This window comes from Celerinatantimonas sediminis, assembly GCF_046054195.1.
Lineage (GTDB): Bacteria > Pseudomonadota > Gammaproteobacteria > Enterobacterales > Celerinatantimonadaceae > Celerinatantimonas.
This window is the reverse complement of the sequence record NZ_JBEQCS010000024.1, coordinates 1-24,786: the sequence shown is the minus strand read 5'-3', so window position 1 is coordinate 24,786 and position 24,786 is coordinate 1. Positions and strand designations below refer to the sequence as shown.

Here is a 24,786-nt window from a genome sequence, read left to right as displayed (position 1 = left end):
TAAAATAGCGATTACTTTTAATAAGTTGAGCGCTATTTTTTGAAGCTCGTCTAACTTAAGCTAAATTCATAATAAGAAAGTGAAAAAACGTAATACGGCTGAATTACTCATTCTATAAAGCAGCATGGGAGGCATCGGTTTTTACGAAACGAATCAATAGCGCAATAACCGAACTTATTAAAGCAAGAACTATCACACCAATCCAATGCCAGTGCATATATGCATAACTCCCAATGGAAGACCCCAGCGCCATAGCAATAAATACACAGGTGAACAGCAATGAGTTTAAACGTCCACGAGAGTGTTCATGCAAACTGTAAATGATGCTCTGATGAGAAATTAACGTGGCATTTAATCCAAAATCAAAGGTAATGACACAAATAATAAGGACCAGCAATTGCCAATGAAGAGGCAATATAAGCGCAAAGCTCATACCTAAGAACGATAGGATCACGATACCGATACTAACTAAGATAACCTTTGGCGCGCCAATCCGGTCAGCCCTGGCACCCGCTAATGGAGCAGCTATTGCACCCGCTGCACCAGCTAACCCAAAGGCCCCAGCCGCTGCACTACCTAGAGAATAGTGATCGGATAAGTAAATTGCTAACACACTCCAAAATGCACTAAATGCAACCGATAACGCGCCTTGAGCTAAAGCAGCTTGGCGAAGTCGTGGGTAGTTTCGCCATAACGGCCACAGCGAAGCCATCACCTGCGGATAACTTAACCGACTCTCAGGCTTAAGCTCTGGCATCACTTTGCATAAGTAACAACCTAACAAAGCGACCAATAGAGCAGAGCCTACAAATACACTGCGCCAACCTAAATATTCGCCCATCACACCGCTAAATACGCGTGAGAGCAATATGCCCAGTAAAAGCCCAGTCATGACACTTCCGACTGTTTTCCCTCGCTGGGCAGGATTTGCTAACACAGCCGTTGCTGGGACAATATCTTGAGCAGTAGTCGCTAAAACACCAATTCCCAGACTAATCAGCAACAACGAGCCAAAGCTATGTGAGAGCGCACATAGCGCTAAACTCAGAGCAAGCATAAACGATTTGGCAATAATCAGTTTTTTGCGATCCACACTGTCACCTAACGGCACCAGTAGTAATATACCTAATGCGTATCCGATTTGTGTTAAAGTTGGAATCAATCCTACTTGATTTACATTAAGGTGAAAGGTTTGCGCCAATACTGAAACCAAGGGTTGATTATAATAGATAGATGCAACACTAAACCCGGCTCCAGCCGATAACCCAATGAGTAATTTTCTTGATATAGTGGGATATGTGGCACTATTTAACTCGGCAATTTCGGTCATTTTCTTCTCTCCTGGAAGATTAGCTCCAATGGCTAACTTAAAACCCATATTGCCCAGATTTAAGTGTGCTGTGTAGACAGCCTCTAAACACAATAGTTATACGTAATACGTATGAATAAAGACTCAAAAGCAAATAGCACCGATCGCATTATGTTGTTACAAACTTGGGCTAGAATTGTCGAAGCTGGAAGTTTAAGTAAAGCTGCTGTGCAACTTAATACGACACAACCGACCATTAGCCGCCGTTTGAAAGCTTTGGAAACCATTCTGGGCTCAAAGTTATTATTAAGAACCACGCATCAGCTAAAACTGACCGATGAGGGCGAGCGATGCTATGAACTTAGCAAAGAGATCGTCGCAAAATGGGAAACATTAACGGAGATGGTTGGCGGGCATCACGCCCAATTGAAGGGCCGTCTAAGAGTTCGAGTACCTCATGCATTTGGTCAAGAGCAATTGATCTTACCACTGATGCAATACCTTAAAGATTATCCACAAATGCACATCGACTGGCTTTTGAATGATCAAAGTACCGATTTTCTCTCTGAGGACATCGACTGCGCTATTCAAGTCGGACAAGTGAGCGATGAAAATGTGATAGCCAAACTTCTTTGTTACGTCCCGCGGATCATCGTTGCCTCCCCACAACTTGCCGAAAATTTTGCCAAACCACAGCATCCCAAAGATCTCGAACCCTGGCCGTGGATTGCCATTAGCACTTATTATCGTCAGGCATTGAATGTTTATGAGTATTGTCATACTGAGCCGACGCAAATCAACATCGAACCTGTTCTTTCAACTGATAATATTTACTCAGCAACACAATGCGCTAAACGAGGACTTGGAATCACCAGCATTTCATCATGGTTGGTACAACCACTTATTGACTCGGGTGAACTGGTGCAGATTCTGCCCAATTGGCAAGAGGCGTCCCTTCCTTTGTATCTGGTTTATCCTTATGCCCAGTACTACTCTAATCGTCTAACGACTTTTATCGCGTTAATGCAACAAGCCATTCCACAGATGATAGGAATAGAACCCGCTCGCTAACCTCTTGCATTTAACCTTAAAAACCGTCTAAATAGAGTAATATTCTGAAAAATTAATCTATTACCAGCACATCTGTGCCACAAGGCTCGATTATGTTGCGTTGAGCCTTACGACACGCCTTTTAAATCTGAATAGAAACTATCGCTCTTTGCGATAGCGACTCTCGCCCATAAAAGTCGTAGGAGACAATGATGGATTTAGAGCTTAAAGACAAAGTTGCACTCGTCACTGGAGCAAGTACCGGTATCGGTTTGAGTATTTGTAAAGAATTGGCTCAAAGTGGTGTTCATCTGATTATGGTTGCCCGAACTCAACCTCGCCTAGAACAAGCCGCCCATGAGATTGGCGAACAATATCAAGTAAAAACGCTGCCCATCGCAGGTGATGTCGCCAACGCCGAGTTTCCAGCACAAGCGGTCAAACAAGCACTGGTTCACTTTCCCAGCATCGATCTATTAGTCAATAATGCCGGACGTGCCCACAGCGGCACGTTATTAACAACCTCTGATGAAGATTGGGACAGTATGACTGCCATTAAATTCAGTGCGATGCGTCGTTTTTGTCGAGAAATTGTCCCACTAATGGAAAAAAATCAATGGGGTCGCATTGTAAATATCTCGTCGGTTGGTGGTATTTATGCCAATCCGCCACTGACCGTATCTCATGCTCTAAGTGCGGCCATTAATAACCTGACTCGCAGCCTCGCGCTGGATGTTGCTTCAATGGGGATTCTGGTCAATGCCATTGGTGTGGGTGCCGTTGCAACCGACAACTGGGCAAACAACATGTTGCCCAAAGTACGAGCCAATCGAGCAGAGCTTCATGATAAAACCGATGAAGAGATTATGACCATCCTTGGCAAAGAAAAAACACCAGTGGGTCATTTTGGCCGCCCAGAAGATATCGCAGCAATTGCAGCCTTTTTACTTTCCAATCGAAATCAGTTTGTCACCGGCCATACCATTGAAGCATCAGGTGGTGCTGACCGCTTTATTTAACACTTGGAGAAGATGAAAGCTAAGCCGAATATGGCATTTATTCAATTCGACTTAGCTTTACCTTGGATAACAACACCATGACTATTATCAATCAGTACGGCCAAGCCATTGGTTATCCCCTGCCTCACTGGTCAGCTTGTTCACGACCACAGAGCATTGTTTTACAGGGGCAATATTGTCGATTGGAACCATTGAATGTTCAAAAACACGCTCAAGATCTGTTTGATGCATACTCAAGTGCGACGGATGAGCGGGATTGGACGTACATGTTCACCGGCCCATTTCATACAATAGAAGAGCTCACTGAACATTTACAACAGATTGAATCGTGTTTAGATCCTAAACGCTACGTCGTCATTGATTCTCAATCAAACAAGGCGGTTGGATCCGTTGCTCTTATGCGTATTGATTCTGCCAATGGAGTAGTTGAAGTTGGCAATGTTGCTTTTTCTCCAGCTTTGCAAAAAACAATTGCAGCAACTGAAGCTCAATTTCTGCTAATGCGCTATGTCTTTGAACAGCTTCACTATCGCCGCTATGAGTGGAAATGTGACAGCCTTAACGAGCCATCTAAAGCGGCTGCTTTACGACTTGGATTTAGCTTCGAAGGCATCTTTCGCCAAGCCGCCGTCTACAATGGCCGCAGCCGAGATACATCTTGGTATGCGATGATTGATAAAGACTGGCCAATGATACGCGATGCTTTGATAAATTGGCTTGCTCCAAATAATTTCAATCATCAAGGTCAGCAACAACAGTCTCTGAGTGATATCCGAATGGCACAGCAGAGACGTTAAATAAGCTTTAGTCCGTATCACTCATTTAAGCAGTACTGATAAAACGTGGCTATGAACACAGCTATTATCGAACTAGATGAAAACTAGCGACTTTCCAGCATAAACTTGAGCATTAAATCCATCTGATTTTCTAGCATGGCTTTACCATAGTTAACGGCAAAACCGCGCTGTTGTGCTTGTTTAAGCAATGGCGTTAATTGTGGGAAGACGACAATATCGCACACCAATGACGTTGGTTTTAATTTTTCAATTGAAAATGGCAGATGTTGACTATCACCCATTCCAACCGAGGTCGCATTGATAACAACGTCCTGCTCAATGGGTGCAACCTCAGTCGCAATAGCTGTCGTCATCGGGAAATAATGCGTTATTTTTTCGGCTAAAGTTTGGGCCTTATCAAGCGTCCGATTATAGATACTAATAGTTGAAGCCCCATTTGCCGCAAGAGCAAACGCTATTGCTGTCGCCGCGCCTCCAGCACCACACAAAAAGAAACTTTGTCCTTGAACTGAATAGCCCTGTTTTTTCACGCCGGCAACAAAGCCTTCACCATCAAGCATCGTACCGGTCAGAGAGCCATCCATTTCTCTTCTGATTACATTACAAGCGCCAATTCTGTGTGCATCAGGTAATACTCTGTCAAGCAGGGCCACAACCGCCTGCTTATGCGGCATCGTCACAATTGCCCCATAAAAGTTTTTGTACACTCTTAGCGCATGGATAAAATCGGCAAGCCCATTTTGCTCGACATGCATTGGGATCATCAAGGTATCAACAAGTTTTTGCTGCTCAATAGCTGCGTTGGCCATCATTGGTGCTTTTACTTGAGCAATTGGATCACCAATAATACCGAGAACACGCAGTTTGCCACTGACCTGATTTAATGCGTTCATGTAATACCCTTGCTATTTTATCTGCCTGATAACATAGCGGATAGTACGAATAAATCACAGTTTAAAGTACGCTCTATTTCTCTTTGTTAGGCTTTGGGAGCATTTCTTTGACATAGGAGCGCCCCGTAATTTTGCTCATAATAACGACCGCGCAGATATGAATACAAACACAGCCAAAAGTTATATTAACCGCACTTACGTGAATCAATTTAAGCAAGTGATGAGAACCAAATAGGTGTGCTTCTAACAAATATCCAGAGATACCTGTCTCTAGGGGCTGTTGATCTTTGGTGGTTGAATTTTGTTCAAATTAAACGCATTTTGAACGCGGCACAGCCTGCGTAGCTTAATGAGTTAAGCAAGCAGGATGTAACAAAGTTCAGAATGCGTTTAAATGAACCCGCAGGGCAACATCTGAGGCGGACTTATTCAGCGTTAAACGTTCTTTGTGGAGAATAACTACACGGCAGAACATTTGCCTTGCCTAAATCCGCCTCAGATTGCTGCAAAAACAATCACAAAAGACCAACAGCCCCTGGCACCCCACACCACATACACCAGATCATAATCGCACCAGCAGGATTATGCCCTTGGTGCTCATCAGTACGCGTCTGAATAACCTCTAACACATGCTTAATTGCTTTGGGAACCGAAGGCAAAAAAGACGACAATCGTGCTGGAGGCTTTGCAACACATCCCCAAAGCAAGCGCACGACAACAACGCCCACCAGCGTGTAACCAATCCATTGATGAGTAATGCTTCCTGCATGAGTCACAAAATAATTTGCTAAAAAAAGCAGTGCAACAATCCAATGCGTTAGCTTTACAACAATGTCCCAGCGAGTAACGTTATTCATAAAAATCTCTTTATAAAAGCGGATAATAGAAGTGATATAAAGCTAGAGCGATAAGCTTAAGAACTGCTTAATTTAGAAATAAAGGAATTAAAATTTTTGTAAATTACAGCTAATTATCGAAGAGATATAAGTTGGTAACATTAAAACGCAAGTTGTTCTCGTTTACAGCGGATTGCTCTTACTTGAGGCTGACTTTCGTGCTTAAGGTCCCGACTCAAATCAAAATTAGAAGCAATGAATTATGCTAGTTTGGTTTAAAATTCTAACCAAGAGAATGCGATGGATAAGCCAGATATTCGAGAGATAATCAAGAATTTCACATCAATTGAACAAGCTCTCGACTATTTTGAGATTGGTTATGACACGCAATTCATTAACCAGTACCGGACTCAACTTATAAAAAGGTTCAATGGTAACTTAATTGTTGCAAAGCCTGATGACTGGTTTTCGGCCCGTCGAGCTTTGAAAAACGCATATTGCAAAATCCAACGCTCTCGTTTATCCAAAGATACCCGCCAAGCTTGTCACGGTTGTACAACCTGTCAGCGTCGCTAAGGGCTGTATGGTTATTTTCAATTTAAGTATTTGTTCTCATCAACCTCATCAAACTGAGACTCATCTATAAACTTCTCGGCATATCGTTTATAAACACCACTTCTTATCAATAGTTGGAAAATATCTCTATCAAGTTTTTGCTCATCAACCATTGATGAGAGAATATCCAGCGCTTCGCTGAGTGTTTTCGCCTTTTTATATGGCCTATCGGATGCGGTAAGCGCCTCAAAAACATCGGCAACTGCCAAAATGCGCGCTTCAGTTGATAATTGCTCGCCAGTTAATCCTCTAGGGTAGCCTGTTCCGATAAGCGTCTCATGATGCCCACCAGCTATCTCGGGTACCCGAGATAACTCTTTTGGTAAAGGCAAAGACTCAAGCATGCTGATTGTTGCGATAATGTGTTCGTTAATTCGAAAGCGATCTTCAACCGTTAACGTACCGCGCTGAATCGATAAATTATAAACCTCACCTAGATTTGCCGCTAAATCAGGGATCTGCATTTTAATCTCATCGGCCATTTTTTCTTTAGGATGGTGAACCCAGTGTCTTAAATGTTGCGGCTTATCGGCAAGTAGCGGCTCTTCGCAAGGTAATGTCGGACTCTCATAATGAGCCATTTCTTCGACTTCCCAAGGGGACAACCCCAACCGGTCATCAAGATGACGTGTCCAAGTTTGTTCAGCGATTCTGGCAATTCGAGTAAGCTGCTGCTCATCCACCTGCTCACTGCCAATATTGCATTGAGCTATAAAAGCAAAATCACTGAGAATTTGCGCTTGTTTATCTTGCCAAGTTTTTTCTAATTGCAGAGGCTCATCACCATTGGCTAAGCCCTTCCAGTAGGCTATCTCAGCATCTCGCCAAAGCACTTCAAAACGTGTTCTTATCTCATGAATACGGTTATAAATTGTTTCCAGTTTACTGCCTTTATCAATGATGTGTTCCGGCGTCGTAATTTTACCGCAATCATGCAACCAGGCCGCAATCTTAAACTCATACTGCTTATCGCTATCGGTGAAATCAAAATTTTTCAATCCAGGCTGAGAGCTGTGATTGGCGGCATCTGCTAACATAATCGATAATTCAGGAACCCTTGCACAGTGCATACCTGTAAATGGTGATTTATCATCAATAGCCTGAGCGATTAATTGAATAAATGAATCAAGTAATTTCTGCTGCTGCCTTTGATGTCGTACAATAGAGAGCGCCATGTTATACATTGACTGTGAAAGCTCATTAATTTCAGTAATGTGGCTTTTAACTCGATGCAATGATGAAAAATCACGCTCTTTAATTCGTTCATTCTCATCTGATAATTTTTTAACTGGTAGAACGATCATCTGCGAAAAATAAATTAATACAGGCGTGATCAATACCAACAAAGCTAACGTTACAAGCAACGACATATAAATTTTATTCATATATGGCTGCATAATATTAGCTGTCGGCACCATAACCCCAATGTAATTTTTATCACCAGAGCCACTCAGCATCTGATGAACATACACAGTATAAGAAACGTTATCGATAGTAACTCCATCGGTTATACGATTCGGTGAAATAGGAGTAACTTGATGCGCTAATTGGGTAAATATTTTACCTGGAACCACTCCCGAGCGAATAGAGCGTCGCATTTGATCAGGTGCAGTATCATCTAACCATCGAGCTTTAAGGTAATCTTTTTGTCTCGCGCTAACAGATGCAATGGCTTTATCAAGTAGCGCTCTTAACTCAGGTTGATTAGCATGAATTAATAACGATAAACCTTGATTAAAATTGACCGTCTGGATTTTTTTTAACTGGTAAATATGGATCTTATGCAACTGATGAATATGAGTTAAATAGTGTAAGACTTGAGAGGTATCTATCACAGCATCAACACGCTGTTCTTGCAATGCAACGAGGGATCCCATGCTGTTTTGGGTTGTCACGACATGAATTTCAGGATAGTTTTTTTGAATAACCTCACTTAATGCCCACCCTTTGGGAATTGCTACCTTTTTACCTTTTAATTTTGCCAGAGAATTAATATGGCTATTATCTGTTAATATAGCGGCAGCAGTTGATAGCTGAATATAAGAGTGCGTGTAAATCCCCCATTTTTCTCGACTTGGTATATTAAAAAGCGCATTTAAAATATCAATATGATTATTTTTAAATAATTTTGTTAAAGTCTCCCAGTCATAGCCATTTAAAAATTTAATTCTCAATCCTAATTTATCAGCGAGCAGTTGCATAAACTCAACTGAATAACCCTGTGGCACGCCACTACTAGAAAAATCAAAGGGTGGCCAATTCAGCTCATTCGAAACAGTCAATACACCAAGATTTCTAATATATGCTTTTTCTTTTCTCGTTAATGCAATCGGTTTAACATTGAGAACTCTTTGTTGATATTTTATATTAAAAGAATCAGCAATCAAATTACCATTGTTATCAAAAATAAATGTTTTGGCATTTGGATAGGGCCGATAACGCACTAAATAATGACTTAAAGTGTTTAATGGAATATCAGCAGCAATGACATTTTTAGTTCCCGGGATCTTTTTGGCATAAGTGACCCCGGGTAATTGAGTGTTATTAAATAAATAGGGAGCAGTTTTAATCACACCGTCTTTTTTTAAAGCATTTCGATACCAAGGCCGAAGGTTTGCGTAAAAATCACTCGATTTTTCAAGTTGGTGAGTGATTACAAAATCTTTATTGTAGTAGACCCACTTTCTCACGCGCCCATGCGCTGAGTTATAAATACGTACAGAGGCCCATCTATCACTCGCCTTAGCACCAAGCTTTTGACGAGCTATCTGGTTATTTTCTAAATTAATAAGCTCATAAAAATCACCATTCCCATAGCCCATGTACATTGCATAGAGAAATGGCTCTTGGCGCATCGCCTGGGCCATCATCCGGGTGACGTTTGGTAATGATTCTTGCTGATAGGAATGTTCTAGATAAAAATATTGAGAAAGCAGCTGCAGTGATGCGGAACTTCTTGAGTCTAATGTATGAAACTCTTCACTGACACTATCGGCCACATGGCTAAATTGAGCCTTGGCAGCGTCGCGAGCCAGCGACTGACTAAAGTAATATTGTAATCCCAGAGCAACCGCAATAATTAAAACAGATAAGGTAATAAACAAGGTAATAACGGTCACTCTCATACTAAATGCTACATGCTTGTATCGGCGCATCTCAAGCTCTGGTATGAATAGCTAGACAGAGTTTTACTATAGCAGCAGTAATTCATTTAACATATTGATATTTTTCATGAAAAATAATATCAAAGTTGCTCTTTAATCCTTAGCATAGACCTCTCATTAAATGTGGTTTAACCCAAACAAAATAGCGAATAATTCTTTGTTCACCAGTTGTCTTAGCATTTCGCTCCCGATGAGATTGCTAGCAATACCATCTCGACAGCTGAGTCAGTAATGCAAAATCGTTTACCTGTAAAAAATCTGTTTATGATCAAAAGAGTTCGATAGATTGATGTCAAAATAACATCACGTTACGTTATCATCTACTGGTTGGTCATTTCATGCTTGAGTCTATCGAACAATTGTTGCTTAACATATCGCTGATGCTTAGCAAAGACCTCACTAGCGATACAACCTACCAGACACTGATCGATGCAATCAAACAGGTATTTCCATGCGATGCTTGCGCATTATTTATTCTCGATGAGCATCAAGCATTAATTCCTGTTGCCTCCAGTGGCTTACAAAAAGAGCGATTAAGCCAACGTTTTTATCTCGCACAACATCCACGTTTAGAAGCGATATTAAATAGCCGAGAGCCTGTTCGTTTTAGCGCCTCATGTCCGTTACCAGACCCATTTGACGGTTTGCTAGAAAATTCAGAACCTCTTAATATTGTTCACTCATGTATGGGATGCAGTTTATATGTGGAACAGCTGCTAGTTGGAGCGCTCACATTAGATGCGCAAGCAGCTGGGAAATTTGACCAAATTGATGATATTACCGTCCAAACGGTAGCAGCCTTAGCCGCGGCCACCTTGCATAATCGCAGACAATTTGAACGCTTGAGCCGAGCAAATCAACATCAACGCACTATGACTCGCCTTCTGATTAAAAATGAGCATGCCAAAGCTCCACAACTTACGGGGCAGACATTGGTAATGAACGAATTACGTAGCAATGTCGATCTAGTGGCCAACAGCTCGCTGACTGTTCTTATTAGTGGGGAAACAGGCACAGGCAAAGAGCTGGTTGCAAATCGTATTCATGAACGCTCTGCGCGTAACGACCAGCCACTAATTCGAGTGAATTGTGCAGCGCTGCCGGAACAATTAGCTGAAAGCGAGCTATTTGGCCATGTTAAAGGGGCATTTACCGGCGCTATTAACGCCCGAAGTGGCAAATTTGAATTAGCCGATCAAGGCACACTTTTTTTAGATGAAGTGGGCGAATTATCGCTGAATCTGCAAGCGAAGCTGCTTCGCGTTATCCAGCAGGGAGAACTGCAGCGCATCGGTAGTGACGTTGTGAAAATCATAGATGTTCGCCTGATAGCTGCCACCAATCGAGATCTACAACAAGAGGTTGCTGCCGGGCGCTTTCGCAGTGACTTATATCACCGCCTTGCTATATTTCCGGTACATGTTCCCCCATTGAGAGAACGTCTCGATGACCTGCCACTGTTATGTGATGCTTTAATTAAGCGCTTAACGGTGCAGTTTCATTGTCAACCTCTGACCCTTGGCGATGCGGCGCTAAAACAACTTCACAGCTACAGCTGGCCAGGCAATATTCGCGAACTAGAACATATTCTCACTCGCGCAGCTCTTAAGACTTTGGGCCAAGCACAGAGCGTAATACATCGAGGTGTATTAGATTTTCCTCTAAAAGGCAGAGATTCCATGCATCCATCAGTGCAAACCCTCCCTCTCAAAGAAGCGATGCAGTGCTATCAGCGCCAATTAATAGAACGAGCGCTAACTAACAATCACGGTGTATGGGCAAAAGCCGCTCGAGAACTAGGGATGGACCGAGGAAATCTTTATCGTTTAGGGCAAAAACTTGGGCTGACATAAACGGATGCTGAGCAGATTGCTTAGAACTTGGACAAAATTAATCTTAAGCTCTAACACTATAAATTGTGATGTATTTTTATCATCACATGATGTCAAAAGAACATCATTTATGACTCATGAATTATAAAATACAATAATAATCATATAGTTATGATTTGGCACACATTGTGATTATACCTTAGCAAACTAAATCTAAGATAAGGAATAACCTAATGTTTTGTGCCCAATGTGAACAAACTGCCCATACCAGTACCAGTTATGGTTGCGATCACACAACTGGCGTCTGTGGAAAAACAGCTGAAGTTTCAAACCTTCAAGATATTCTCGTGTTTCTCTTAGAAGGATTATCGTTTTGGGCCGATTTAGCCCGGCGATATAACATTGTGAACGACGAAATTGATCAATGGGCTCCCCAAGCTCTATTTGCCACACTGACCAACGTCAACTTTGATCCGATTAGAATTCTACAATTAGCTCAACAAGCACAGAGCTATCGCGATCAATTGGCAAACCTAGTTGAAAAAAGCGCATTGGCACATGCGCTCCCTCTTCCTCCAATGACCAAAGCGGCGTATTTTCAGCTTCCTAACAACTATCCAGCAATCGTCAATATTGCAGAACAAACGGCCGTGAATCGCGAACAAAATCAGATAAGTGCTGATACTCTAGGTTTGAGATTACTGTGTCTGTATGGATTAAAGGGAGCTGCAGCCTACATGGAACATGCGCGTGTTCTGGGACAGACCGACACCGCAGTTTATACTCAATACCATCAGATAATGGGATTTCTCGGCAGTGATTGTCGCGATGACCAACAGCTGTTAAACACAGCAATGCAAATAGGCCAGTTAAACTATCAAGTTATGGCTATGTTAGATGCTGGCGAAACCGCAAGTTTCGGTCATCCGCAACCATCCAGAGTCAATACGAATCCGATTGCTGGGAAATGTATTCTAGTATCTGGCCACGACATGTGTGACCTTAAAACCATATTAGAGCAGACTCAAGATCTTGGGATCAATGTTTATACAAACGGTGAGTTACTTCCTGCCCATGCGTACCCTGAGCTAAAAAAATTTCCGCATTTGGTTGGTAACTACGGGAGTGCTTGGCAAAACCAGCAAAGAGAATTTGCTAAGTTTCCTGGAGCTATCGTTATGACATCCAATTGCCTGATTGACCCAAATGTTGGCCAATATGCAGACCGATTATTTACCCGCAATATTGTAGGTTGGCCCGGAGTGCAACATTTAACCGGAGATGATTTTAGTGACGTAATTGAATGCGCGCTCGCCCAATCTGGTTTTACTGATACGCAAGCAGAACAGCAGATAACCATTGGCTTTGGCCATCAAAGTCTGATGAACGCAGCTCCGGCGGTTATTGAACAAGTTAAATCCGGTAATATTAGCCACTTTTTCTTAATTGGTGGCTGTGACGGCGCAAAAACACAACGACGCTATTACACTGATTTTGCGCAACAAGTCCCTGATAACGCACTTATTTTAACATTAGGCTGTGGTAAATATCGCTTTAATAAACAAAACTTCGGAGAGATTTCTGGGATACCCCGGCTGTTAGATGTTGGTCAATGCAACGATGCTTATTCTGCTATTCAACTTGTGCTGGCACTGGCCGATAGCTTTGAATGCGGCATCAATGAACTGCCATTAACATTAGTGCTCTCATGGTTTGAACAAAAAGCTATTGTAATCCTTTTAACATTGTTATCACTTGGAGTAAGAGGAATTTATACCGGTCCAACAGCGCCAGCTTTTTTAACCGAGAATTTACTGAACACACTTAAAGAACAATTTGATTTGCGATTAACTAGCGACGCAAAATCCGATCTGAGCGAAATTCTGACAGCTTAAAATTCATACCTAACTGATGTGTCTCTGTAATACAAAATGAGACACATCAGCTTAATTGAGCAATTATTTAGCTAATGCTTCGTCTAATGCTTTGCTAAGGATTGGATGATCGGGAGTCATATCTGGAGCAAAATGACCAACCACTTCGCCATCTTTACTTACTAGGAATTTTTCGAAGTTCCACAGAATGTTGCCCTCTTTGACTTCGAAACCATAACCTTTAAGCAAATCAACAAACTCGCTGTCTGGTGCTGTCGTACGCTCTGGGATTGCGGAGTACAGCGCTTGATATAATGGATGGCGATCTGGTCCATTGACTTCTAATTTGCTGAACATCGAAAAGGTTACGCCATAGTTTTTAGTGCAGAATGATTTAATTTCTGCTTCTTGGCCCGGTTCCTGTGCTCCAAATTGATTACATGGGAAACCTAAAATTTCCAAGCCTTCACCTTTGCGCGCTTCATACAGTTTTTCCAGCGCCTCATACTGCGGTGTTAAACCACATTCCGATGCAGTGTTGACGATTAAGAGTGTTTTACCTTTATATTCAGAAAGTTTCAGTGGTTTACCATCAATAGTAACCACTTCAATATCGTAAATTGAACTCATAGCTAGTCCCTCGTGTTTTTGTTATTTCATTATGGTGAATAGACGGATGAATACCAATAAGATATCGCGCAATTTAATTGTGTGCAATTTTGAAATGAAAATTTTTACACAAATAATCTAACTTGTGAATTTCATCGCAAAGATAAACGAAGATTTTTGGGCCCAAATACGCCCAAGCGATTATTTTAAAGTCTTGATGACTTTCTCACACAACTCTTTGAGCATTGTGAGTTCTTCAACTTCTAGATTCATTTTGCAGAACATTGCATTGGGGATAGATAAAGCTCTTTGCTTAAGAGCCACGCCTTCATTGGTCAGAAACAGCTCTTTAACTCGCTCATCAACTTGGCTGATGCGACGCTCGACCAACTTCTTGGCTTCCAGACGTTTCAACAATGGTGTTAAAGTTCCTGAATCTAAATGCAGCTTTTCACCCAGCGTTTTGACATTGATGCCGTTGGATTGCCAGAGCACCATCATTACCAAGTATTGAACATAAGTTAAATCTAACTCAGTCAGCAAAGGTCGATAGGCGCGCACGATAGCATTTGCTGCGCTGTAAAGTGGAAAACAAACCTGTTTATCAAGCAACAAGTCTTCATCTTTGATTGCACTGGTCGCTTGTTCGCTGGTCACTTTACACGGATTCATGGGCAATACCTCAATTCCACACATAATAGTTTGTCCATTGCAATTATAAAGCGATCAATAGAATCGAACAATTATATTGCACACAATAAAATTGCTTTAATGGTCGCATTTCGCTATTCTTTAAAACACAAGGTGATGGTGTTCCACCTTATCCAAACCGTCGTTTAACAACGAATGATGGCGCCTGATTTTATCTTTAATCAGATCTATCAGGTATCTTTATGCAAAAAAACAACGCTTTTTCAGCTTCTTCCATCAATTCTAACGAATCTCTTATTTATGTCTTTGGGCATAAAAATCCCGACAGTGACAGCATATGCAGTGCCCTCGTTGTGGCCGACTGGCTCAATCAACAAGGTCACCATGCACAAGCTTTTCGCCAAGGAGAACTAACGCCTGAGACTCGCTATATTCTTAAATCAGCGAGCATTGAGCAGCCATCCCTGCTTGAAGATTCACTAAAAGATCAAAAAGTCTGGTTAGTTGATTTTACCGATGCAGAACAGGGCCCAAAAACCTTACTAGATAGCAATATTATTGGCGTTATCGATCATCACAGGCTCGGAACTGTCGTCACCAAAAACCCACCGAATGTCTGGATTCGCCCGCTCGGATGCAGTGCGACCATCGTTTGGCAAGTAATGACTCAAGAAAGCGCAATGGTGTTAACAAAAGCGCAAGCAACATTGCTGCTTGGCGCGATATTATCCGATACTGTTGCCCTAACAGGCCCAACGACAACCGAGTTTGATAAAACAGCGGTTGCTGAGCTTACCAAAATTGCCAAGCTGGATTACCAACAATTTGTCAAAGGCTTGCTCAAAGCCAAAACAGATATTGCCGGGCAAAGTGCCGACAGACTGTTGCATCGAGATGCAAAAAATTATCAGATTGCAGGCAAAGCTATTTTGTTAGCCCAGATTGAAATGCAGGACTTAGCTGATATAGCGCCCATACTGCCAGAGCTATTAGCGCTCATGAAAGAAGAGTGTTTGGCAAATAAATTAGATATGGTGGTGCTGATGCTCACTGATATCAGCAAGCACAACTCAGTTTTACATTTCTTCGATCCGCAAAAAGCTGACCAAGAACCTATCACTCTTGCCGGAGTTACGAGCCGCAAAAAAGAAGTGATTCCATGGCTGACTGACCGATTACAAGCAATGTCCGTATCTTAGTTTCACATAGGTAATAGTTAAGAGCAGATAAACTGATGTAACCTGTTGCCAAAGCCCTTCTAAGCAACAGGCTCTCGATGATTGACGCCAGATCAAATATTCACACTTAAGCTCAGGATTTAATGACTTTAATCTATTGATCTTCGAGGTGCTAAGGTCTATGATTCTTCAACGTTTTTTATGTCTGATTGAACAAAGCCTTTGTGATTAGACTTTGGGACGCTTGCCCCGCTCGTTCATCATACTTAAAGGAATATTTGTACCTTATTTAGGGAAATGATGACTCAACAGCCTTAAGCTGCATCTATCCTAACCTCAGTTCGTATTCCTAAAAACAAACATCTAAGTAGTGCCGATTTAGCTCAGTCGGTAGAGCAACGCATTCGTAATGCGTAGGTCATCAGTTCGATTCTGATAATCGGCACCATTTTTCAATGAAAATTATCTTAACTGTTCTATCCCTGATTTTTTTCTAAAAGGTTACGCATTACATTCTACGACCGTGTGTTATTCACCACGTATCGCCTTAACAATCGTCTCATCTACCACTCACTCTATATTTTTCATGACTAAAACTAAGCAGGTCTGGCTATAGCAGAACTGACGTCCAACTGAGTTGCGCTTTAGCAACTGCATGCAACAATTCGACGACTACTGGAAAGTCTCAGGGATCACAGTTTTTCGTCAGTAGCAGCTTTGTCCAAGTTTATTAGCATGTAAATTAACTCTTATTTTATCAAGTTAATATATCTTAACTACGAAACAAATAGTACTTACAGTGGTTACTAAGTAGGCAATTAATATTGTTAACTTCTTAATAAATTTCTCAAAAATAATTTATGAAAGTTAACTTTTAATTATATGAGGGTCTTAGCATGCACACGGATATTGAATCAAATATTCCTATTGAAAATAATAATGATGCAGATGAAATCACCTGGGTTAAAGAAATAACCGATGGAAAACAACCTAAAGCTCCCTTATATGTGGGGATAGCTGCTGGGTTAGGAGCTCTCTTTTGGCTTGGGCCATTCATGGGATTAAATTCTGTTTTAAATCCCGCCAAACTAAGCCATATTATAGGAAGTGGTTCGGCTGTAAATAACTTTTTAGCACTGCTTGGAACTCTCGGTGCGATAACCTCTACCATCACCACGATTATCATTGGCGCACTATCAGACCTAACCCGTTCTCGCTGGGGAAGACGTACGCCTTGGATGCTTGCTGGGTCAGTTCTAACTGCTGCTGTCATATTTTTTCTTGGAAGAATAAATGATAGTAGTCATTTAACAATGTTTATTGTTTTATGGTGTTTACTACAAACCTTTATTAACTTTATTGTCGCCCCTTTAATTGCGGCTATTGCTGATAAAACAGCACCTAAACATAGAGGCGTTATATCTTCAATCTATGCAGCGGGATTTATCCTAGGTGAATATGGTGGGCCTGTCGTAGGAGGATATTTTTTAAGTGCATCCAATCCATCTCTCATTGATATGGGGTACAACGTTATGGCTATATTTATGTTGATATCTGGGCCTATTGCGGCTGTTATTTTGCGCGAAAAATCAAGCCTATGCATGCCAAAACAAAAAAAATTAGACTGGGAATTTTTTGTCAAATATTTTATTTTCCCAATTAAAGGTTCACGAGACTTCTATCTCGCACTTTTTGGTAAAATGATGATCTGCATTACCATTACGGCTTTTAGTGTTTACCAGCTATTCTTCTTAACTTCTGGAATGAGCCTTAATGAAACCGTGTCTGGCAAATACATTTCATTGATGGGAATAGCCACTATTATCACCGCCTTCATTTTCTCTCCTATTTCAGGGCCTATAGCAGACAAACTTAAAACTCGCAAAAAACCTGTTGTATTATCAGCCATCTTAATAGCTATTGGGACTATTCTCCCCTACTTCTATGCAGAACCTACATCTATGATTTGGTATGGAATTATTTCAGGAATTGGCTCAGGAATATTCTTCTCAGTAGACCAAGCTCTCAACTTAGAAGTACTGCCTAATAATGAGAATGCAGCCAAAGATCTAGGAATATTAAATTTAGCAAATACTGGAGCTCAAATCCTTGGTCCAGTACTAGGAGCTGTATTATTCGAAATGTTTGGTCACCACTATTTAAGTATTTTACCATCCCTCGCTGCAATTTCATTATTTGGTGGCATTTTGGTAATGATGATAAAAAGCGTTAAATAAAGGAGTTTTCATGTCTAAGTTATTATATGGTGTCGCTTATTATGATGAGTATATATCTGAAGAACGACTAGATAAAGATATTGAAATGATGAAAAAGGCAAACATCAATGTTGTAAGAATTGCCGAATCCACTTGGAGTACATTGGAACCAGAAGAAGGTGTGTTTAATTTTCATCATATTGATCGAGTGTTAGACGCAATGCATGATGCAGGGATTGGTGTCATTATCGGAACTCCGACATATGCTATTCCTCATTGGCTAGCTAAAAAGTTTCCAGACATTCTTGTGACAACACCTGATGGTCAGGAAACTTATGGTCACCGGCAAATCATGGATATTATGAATCCAGATTTTTTACACCATGCCAAAATTGTAATTAATTCATTACTTAAACACATTCATTTACACCCTGCTATCATTGGCTACCAAGTGGATAACGAAACCAAACATTATAATAATGTTGGAAAATATATAAAAAGCGCCTTTAAAAATTATTTACAAGAAAAATTCCAAGACTTGGACGAACTTAATAATACATTTGGCTTAAACTATTGGAGCAATCGAATTTGTAGTTGGGATGATATCCCTCCAATTGAAGGCACAATAAACGCTAGTTTAGGCAATGAGTTTGCAAGATTTCGTCGCGAAGTAGTAAAGGATTACCTTGATTGGCAAGTTGCGCTAGTTAAAAACTACTCGAATAGTCACCAATTCGTAACACAAAACTTTGACCTAGAATGGCGCGGTTATTCCTTTGGTTTACAGCCAGCCGTTGACCATTTTGCCGCCGCAGAAAAAATGGATGTTACAGGCATCGATATTTATCATCCGAGTCAAGATAAATTGACTGGTCGGGAAATCTCCTTTGGTGGGGACATGGCCAGAAGCACCAAGAAAGGGGAAAACTACTTAGTATTAGAAACTCAAGCCCAAGGATTTGCTAAATGGACGCCTTTTCCTGGACAACTGAGACTGCAAGCTTTTAGTCATATAGCAAGTGGTGCAAAGATGGTCGCCTACTGGCATTGGCATTCCATTCACAATTCTTATGAAACATACTGGAAAGGGCTTTTAAGCCATGATTTTTCTGAAAATTCAACTTACTTAGAGTCTACTCAGATTGGAAAAGAATTTAGTGAGCTATCACATCAATTAGAGTCATTACGAGTCGATAACGATGTCGCAATTTATGTCAGTAATGATTCATTAGAGGCTTTAAGCTGGTTCCCCCCTGATGAGCCACAACTAAATATCAAAGAGAAACGCAATTATATTTATAATGATATTTTGCGTACTTTTTACGACAGTCTCTATGATCAGAATATATCAGTTGATTTTATCAATCATCTGGATAGTAATGATTGTAAGTATAAGGTACTTATTATTCCAGCGTTATATGCCATATCAACTGAGCAACTTGAACAAATAAATAAATTTGTTCATCAAGGAGGTCGAATCATTGTTGGATTTAAATCTGGCTTTTGTGATGAAAATATACAAGTAAGAAGTACCACACAACCAGCCATATTATCTCAATCATGCCAAGTATCCTACTCTCAGTTTGTGATTCCAACTGAGAACACTCAATTAGAATCAACAACTTCAGATATTAAGTGTTGTGATGAATCACCTAAATTATGGATGGAATTATTAACTTCATTATCTGCCGATAATGAAATACTGTTAAAATACAAACATAAATACTGGGATAAATATGCAGCAGCTACTTTATCAAAGTTTGGTAGTGGCCAAGCTCTATATTTGGGATGTTTACCTTCAAAAGAGCTCTTTTATCAACTTTTCACTTATTTAGTAAAAGGTTTACCATTAAGATCAAATCAATCTTCGAGTGAATTCCCCATAATAGTAAAAAGTTTAATAAATAAAAATGGAAATAATATTCAGTTTGTTTTCAATTATTCAAATAATACAGTGAAATTTCATGTTGACTCTAAGAAAAAAGATGTTATAACTAGCAGTTATTATGACAGTGGTTCCCAACTACTTATTCAGCCATGGGATCTTAAGATCCTAACAGATTGATATTAATACCAATGGACGTAGATGTGTTATGCCTATTATATTTGATAGTTTTCTTGTTGCCGGATTAACAAGTATTGCTAAAGGAAATCATTTAGACAAACGCATCTACCGTCCAAATGGAATGAAAGGCTTCATTATTAACTTAACGATCGATGGTAGTGGTACGATCATTACTGAAAATCAGTCTTTTGATTGTGAAAAAGGAGACCTTTTATTATTTCCTCCTAACGTAATTCACAACTACACACGCTCTAAGAAAAGTGATACATGGGAGCATTATTGGATCTATTTCTTCCCTCGTTCTTATTGGTTAAATTGGCTCACATGGGAAAATACCATTGATAACATAGGACTTATAAAAATAATTGACAAAGATAATTATAATCAATTATATACTCTTTTCAACGAAACAAACACTCACTTTTCTAAAAGTACAGTTATGTCTGAAGCTTTAGCAATGAACTCTTTAGAACGGATTATTATTGCTTCTGTTTATTGTCAAAATAAATTTTCAGACACCCCCAAAGATCCTCGAATAAAAGAAGTATGTGATTACCTTGAATCCAATATTGATAGTAATCATACAATTGAAGAAATAGCATCACAGGTATTTCTCTCTTCATCAAGGTTATCTCATTTGTTTAAGGAGGAAATGGGCCAATCAATGAAAGAATGGCGCGAGTCACAACGTATTACTAAAGCAAAAATGCTACTGCAAACATCATCCATTTCAATTACCGACATTGCAGTTTCAATTGGTTATACTGATATTAGTTACTTCTCTCGTATGTTTAAAAAACATTGTGGTTTTTCACCAAGAACATATCGTAAAAATTATTTGATGCCCTCGAATAAGAAATAATTGACATATATCAATTAAATAATTAAAACAATGATTGACTCTCCCTTAACTGTAACGATTAACTTACCGTTATCTGGCACTTAATATATGCGTTATGAAGCGAATTTTAATTGTTTTAGGTTTATTACTGATATGGGTATTACCTGTGCAAGCCCAAGGGCATCCTCAGCCCACCTGGTCGGCGCAATGCGTTATTGGGCACAGCACCAATAAATCTCTCTATCAGTCAAAAGAACTTACGACACCACTTTCGCTTGCATGTTCAAGTTGCCAGCCTATTGTGATCCAAACCGATATAATTAAACAAAGCAGTACAAAATCTTCACTTTTTCACGGCTATGACCAACAGTTAATCTGCGCATTTGTTGTTCCTGATGACCCCGTCCCTATCCAATCAATTCGACATAACGTTTGATAAAAATCTTTTGCAATACAAACACATTCATACAGCGAACATTTAATATAGGCCGTATACAAAGTCCTGCCTATGAGAATTTTAGCTGAACATTAGTCGTTAATATTTGGATAGAATAATGGTAAAAAAATTTCTTATTTCAGCAATTATCTTTGCTTTTAGCGCCCCAATTTGGGCCAAGCCAACCGTAGAACTCTACCGCTCTGAAAACTGCGCTTGCTGTTTAAGGTGGTCAAAAATCATGACGCAACAAGGTTTTCAGGTCAAAGATCACCTAGTTGATGATATGGAGCAAATCAAGGCGCAATATCACATACCTAAAGCACTTGAGTCTTGTCATACTGCGATAATAGACGGATATATCTTCGAGGGACATGTCCCTACAGCCGATATCCATAAGTTACTCAAAGAAAGGCCGAACGATATTCGCGCTCTAGCCGTAAAGGGTATGCCCGCTCAAGCACCGGGAATGGGGGATCCAAATCAACCGCCAAAAGATATTCAGGTGATGGCGATTCACTCAACTGGTCCAGCGACCCTCTATCACAGCTATTGATAATGATATGGCAAAGTTTGCTCCGCTTTTAAAACAAACTAAGCTTTAGCATCAAAAAAGGCCTGACTTTGATTAAATATCAAATCAGGCCTTACAAACTACTTCATTTAGTTAAACGGCAATATGAACCTTTCAAAGAACGAGCATCTGCCTCTGAGCCAAGCCCTTACAACCCCAGCGAAAGAGTGCTTTATATCCATAATTCGTTTGCTTAGGGACCTTTTTGAGCATTTCCAAGATTGGGTAGGCAGAATATATGCTCTAACGCATCACGATTTTCAATTAGATGGGAAATGTCGATATAACCTAATGAATAATATGTATTAATCTATTGAAACGCATGAGTTAAGTTAACACATTCTAAGTCACTCAATGAATAACCAACTCACTTTAGATATGGGATCTATTGAATTTTTCATTCGAAAAGTCACATAAAAGTTAAAAATTTTCAATAAATTTTCTTATCCATGACTCTCATAAAACCCATTGATTTATAAGCTGTTCTAGTTGTTTATCAATAAAATTTTAGGACAGTTTTACTATAAAATAACAACTGCTCAACTTGTCGAATGACAAATCTTGTTCAACAATTAATTTACGCTTTCACCCAATTTGTGGCGCAGTAACCCATCGTGAATCCTCACCTAAGTTGTGCCCCCCATATGTAGTAATACTAAAAAATCATGTTGTTCTTCCGATACGCTTAATTATGCCTTCAGGCTAACGTCTGAGTACTAAGTGTGATTCGGTCGAATGAAAAGGAGCTTCATAAATGATAAATATTTCACTGCGTAGCAAAATATTGTTAGTAAGTATGGCGGCAGTTATCGTCACGACTGTCTACTTAGTCACCGAGAACACTCTATCAGCAACTCAGCAGCTTAAAAAATCACTTTTACAAGACTCTCAACACTTGGCTGGCGCCTATGGACGCAGCGTCAGTGACTGGTTGCAAAGCCGCGAGGTTATCTTGAAATCACTCGCCACGGCCATTGAAAAAACGCCACCTGAAAAAGCGTCTCCCTACCCGGCTATCGCTCAAGCATATCGCAGTGGTAATTTTTCTTTGACCTATTATGGGAATGAAAATGGCCAGATGTTTCGCCAAGATCCAGAAATGGATAAGCATCGGCTTAACTACGACCCTCGTCAGAAAAGCTGGTATAAACAGGCTAAGGCGGCAGGTGAACCAACGATTATTGGGCCACTGGTTAGTTCGACGACCAAACAGCTGGGTGTCATTGTCACCTATCCAGTTCGCGACAATGACAAACAGATTACCGGGATTATCGGTGCTAATTTAACTCTAGAACAGCTATCAACCCAAATTGCATCGCTAAAAATTCCAGGTTCCGGCAAAGCAATGTTAGTTAGTCAAGACGGCAATATCATTGCCTATCCTGACCCTAAAATGGTCAATCACAAGGCAACTGAAGTCGATGATTATTTTACTTATCAAAATCTAACTACGTTGGCTCAACGAGATGTTTTAGCTGATGAGAACATTGCTGGCACGCAACGGTTTGTGTTTGGCCTTAAGGTGCCCAATACACAATGGCTGTTAGTCTTTTATATGGACAAGCACCAATTAATGGCACCTATTTATAAATCGATGATCGAGCAAATTATTATTGCCGGTATTTTAGTCATTATCTTCACATTGCTATTGTTCTTTGGTTTTAAATTAGTCTTCAAAGATTTAGAACGCGTCTCTGGAGCCCTTGCTGAAATTGCTCAAGGTAAGGGCGATCTGACGAGCCGCATCAGTATTAAAAACGAGAACAACGAAATTGGTCAACTTGCTGTGGGATTTAACCAGTTTGTCACCCATATGCATGGCGTTGTGACTCGCCTGGCTCAATTAGCCGATCGACTGCGTAGTGAGGCTTTGGCAATTAATGATTCATCTATTGAGCGAGCACAACGCGTTAGCGCGCAGCAACAAGAGATAGAACAAATTGCCGCAGCAGTTACGCAAATGAACAGTGCAACTGCAGAAATTGCTAATAATGCAGAAACAACTGCACAAGCAGCCAACCATTCGGTTGAAATGGGTCAGCAGGGCCGACAACAAGTGCAGCAAAGCCGCGCATCGACAGAACATCTTGCGCAACAGGTTGAAAATGCCACTGGCTTTATCGGCGAGTTAAGTGCGCATGCGAAGGGGATCAGCACTATTTTGGAAACCATTACCAACATTGCCGAACAAACCAACCTATTAGCACTTAATGCGGCGATTGAAGCGGCTCGAGCAGGTGAACATGGTCGAGGCTTTGCGGTGGTCGCCGATGAAGTTAGGGCCCTTTCTTTGCAAACGCAAAAATCAGCGGTTGAGATTAAAACCATGATCGATAAATTACAAACCTCAACTGAACAAGCCGTTGGGGTCATGAACAACAGTCAAAAAATTGCTCAGACCAGTGTGAATGATGCCAGCACTGCAGCACAAAGCCTGCAGGTGATTGCCAATTCAATTGAGCAGATCTCCGACATGTCGAGCCAAATCGCAACCGCTGCTGAGGAACAAACTTCAGTTACAGAAGAAATTAGCCGTAATAGTGAAACCATTCGCGTGGTAGCCACAGAGCTTGCCAATGAAAGTGAAAACGAAGCCCAACAAGTGAGTCGCTTAAACGATGTCGCCGATTCGATTCGCGAAGAAGTCGGTCGATTTAAGATTTAACGAGTACACGCTTTTTGCCTGATTCAAAAGGGCTAATAGCCATTAGCCCTTTTGCTAGCTCTTTATTTATTCAACTGCTTTGTAAACTAGAGCGTGTTGATCTTTGTTGTACATATATTAGTCAACCCACATAGGTAGCCACATAAGAGAAAATGCCAGAGC

At 40.6% G+C, this 24,786-nt stretch carries 19 protein-coding genes, 1 tRNA gene and 1 riboswitch; of the genes, 14 read left to right on the top strand and 6 right to left on the bottom strand.

All coding sequences use genetic code 11. From position 1 onward, the window contains the following. Window positions 1-112 precede the first annotated feature (112 nt). Window positions 113-1,330, bottom strand: coding sequence for an MFS transporter (locus ABTQ23_RS19465; RefSeq protein WP_408617427.1), 1,218 nt, complete (start codon window positions 1,328-1,330; stop codon window positions 113-115). Window positions 1,331-1,441: 111 nt separating this feature from the next. Here ABTQ23_RS19465 and ABTQ23_RS19460 point away from each other — a divergent pair, with 111 nt between their 5' ends. From ABTQ23_RS19460 to ABTQ23_RS19450, 3 genes are all read left to right on the top strand, one after another. Next, on the top strand, window positions 1,442-2,380 hold the full coding sequence (locus ABTQ23_RS19460) for a LysR family transcriptional regulator (RefSeq protein ID WP_408617426.1): 939 nt from the start codon (window positions 1,442-1,444) through the stop codon (window positions 2,378-2,380). A gap of 188 nt (window positions 2,381-2,568) precedes the next feature. Further along, complete coding sequence (locus ABTQ23_RS19455; RefSeq protein WP_408617425.1) at window positions 2,569-3,378, top strand: SDR family NAD(P)-dependent oxidoreductase; 810 nt, start codon at window positions 2,569-2,571, stop codon at window positions 3,376-3,378. A gap of 77 nt (window positions 3,379-3,455) precedes the next feature. Continuing rightward, a complete protein-coding gene (locus ABTQ23_RS19450) occupies window positions 3,456-4,175 on the top strand; it encodes a GNAT family N-acetyltransferase (protein WP_408617424.1) in 720 nt (239 codons plus the stop codon). 83 nt (window positions 4,176-4,258) lie between these two features. On the opposite strand, the gene ABTQ23_RS19445 is transcribed toward ABTQ23_RS19450, so the two are convergent. Both ABTQ23_RS19445 and ABTQ23_RS19440 read right to left on the bottom strand, forming a co-directional pair. After that, window positions 4,259-5,068: a shikimate dehydrogenase family protein gene (locus ABTQ23_RS19445; protein WP_408617423.1), complete on the bottom strand. Its 810-nt coding sequence runs from the start codon at window positions 5,066-5,068 to the stop codon at window positions 4,259-4,261. A 515-nt stretch (window positions 5,069-5,583) separates the two neighbouring features. Further along, entirely contained in the window at window positions 5,584-5,925 is a 342-nt protein-coding gene (locus ABTQ23_RS19440) for a cytochrome b/b6 domain-containing protein (RefSeq protein WP_408617422.1), read from the bottom strand. 279 nt (window positions 5,926-6,204) lie between these two features. Here ABTQ23_RS19440 and ABTQ23_RS19435 point away from each other — a divergent pair, with 279 nt between their 5' ends. After that, window positions 6,205-6,480 (top strand): nitrogenase-stabilizing/protective protein NifW, encoded by a 276-nt coding sequence (locus ABTQ23_RS19435; protein WP_408617421.1) that lies wholly within the window; start codon window positions 6,205-6,207, stop codon window positions 6,478-6,480. Between the two features lie 17 nt (window positions 6,481-6,497). On the opposite strand, the gene ABTQ23_RS19430 is transcribed toward ABTQ23_RS19435, so the two are convergent. Then, window positions 6,498-9,674: an HD domain-containing phosphohydrolase gene (locus ABTQ23_RS19430; protein ID WP_408617420.1), complete on the bottom strand. Its 3,177-nt coding sequence runs from the start codon at window positions 9,672-9,674 to the stop codon at window positions 6,498-6,500. Between the two features lie 347 nt (window positions 9,675-10,021). Here ABTQ23_RS19430 and norR point away from each other — a divergent pair, with 347 nt between their 5' ends. After that, on the top strand, window positions 10,022-11,536 hold the full coding sequence (gene norR, locus ABTQ23_RS19425) for a nitric oxide reductase transcriptional regulator NorR (RefSeq protein WP_408617419.1): 1,515 nt from the start codon (window positions 10,022-10,024) through the stop codon (window positions 11,534-11,536). Between the two features lie 212 nt (window positions 11,537-11,748). Beyond that, window positions 11,749-13,410: a hydroxylamine reductase gene (hcp, locus tag ABTQ23_RS19420; protein ID WP_408617418.1), complete on the top strand. Its 1,662-nt coding sequence runs from the start codon at window positions 11,749-11,751 to the stop codon at window positions 13,408-13,410. Window positions 13,411-13,473: 63 nt separating this feature from the next. On the opposite strand, the gene ABTQ23_RS19415 is transcribed toward hcp, so the two are convergent. Continuing rightward, a complete protein-coding gene (locus ABTQ23_RS19415) occupies window positions 13,474-14,019 on the bottom strand; it encodes a glutathione peroxidase (protein WP_408617417.1) in 546 nt (181 codons plus the stop codon). A 180-nt stretch (window positions 14,020-14,199) separates the two neighbouring features. Further along, window positions 14,200-14,670: a transcriptional regulator OhrR gene (ohrR, locus tag ABTQ23_RS19410; protein ID WP_408617416.1), complete on the bottom strand. Its 471-nt coding sequence runs from the start codon at window positions 14,668-14,670 to the stop codon at window positions 14,200-14,202. Between the two features lie 122 nt (window positions 14,671-14,792). After that, window positions 14,793-14,864: riboswitch (Fluoride riboswitch) on the top strand. Window positions 14,865-14,891: 27 nt separating this feature from the next. Between ohrR and ABTQ23_RS19405 the strand changes: the two genes are divergently transcribed. The 8 genes from ABTQ23_RS19405 to ABTQ23_RS19370 all read left to right on the top strand — a co-directional run bounded on the left by ABTQ23_RS19405 (window position 14,892) and on the right by ABTQ23_RS19370 (window position 24,624). Beyond that, window positions 14,892-15,848, top strand: coding sequence for a manganese-dependent inorganic pyrophosphatase (locus ABTQ23_RS19405; protein WP_408617415.1), 957 nt, complete (start codon window positions 14,892-14,894; stop codon window positions 15,846-15,848). Window positions 15,849-16,199: 351 nt separating this feature from the next. After that, window positions 16,200-16,275: transfer RNA gene (locus ABTQ23_RS19400), tRNA-Thr, on the top strand. A gap of 448 nt (window positions 16,276-16,723) precedes the next feature. After that, window positions 16,724-18,064 (top strand): MFS transporter, encoded by a 1,341-nt coding sequence (locus ABTQ23_RS19395; protein WP_408617414.1) that lies wholly within the window; start codon window positions 16,724-16,726, stop codon window positions 18,062-18,064. A 10-nt stretch (window positions 18,065-18,074) separates the two neighbouring features. Beyond that, complete coding sequence (locus ABTQ23_RS19390) at window positions 18,075-20,108, top strand: beta-galactosidase (protein ID WP_408617413.1); 2,034 nt, start codon at window positions 18,075-18,077, stop codon at window positions 20,106-20,108. A 28-nt stretch (window positions 20,109-20,136) separates the two neighbouring features. Then, window positions 20,137-20,970, top strand: coding sequence for an arabinose operon transcriptional regulator AraC (gene araC, locus ABTQ23_RS19385; protein WP_408617412.1), 834 nt, complete (start codon window positions 20,137-20,139; stop codon window positions 20,968-20,970). A gap of 94 nt (window positions 20,971-21,064) precedes the next feature. Beyond that, a complete protein-coding gene (locus ABTQ23_RS19380) occupies window positions 21,065-21,385 on the top strand; it encodes a hypothetical protein (protein WP_408617411.1) in 321 nt (106 codons plus the stop codon). A gap of 118 nt (window positions 21,386-21,503) precedes the next feature. Further along, window positions 21,504-21,941, top strand: coding sequence for a DUF411 domain-containing protein (locus tag ABTQ23_RS19375; RefSeq protein WP_408617410.1), 438 nt, complete (start codon window positions 21,504-21,506; stop codon window positions 21,939-21,941). Window positions 21,942-22,713: 772 nt separating this feature from the next. Continuing rightward, window positions 22,714-24,624, top strand: a complete 1,911-nt coding sequence (locus ABTQ23_RS19370) for a methyl-accepting chemotaxis protein (protein ID WP_408617409.1) — start codon at window positions 22,714-22,716, stop codon at window positions 24,622-24,624. The last annotated feature ends 162 nt before the right edge of the window (window positions 24,625-24,786 follow it).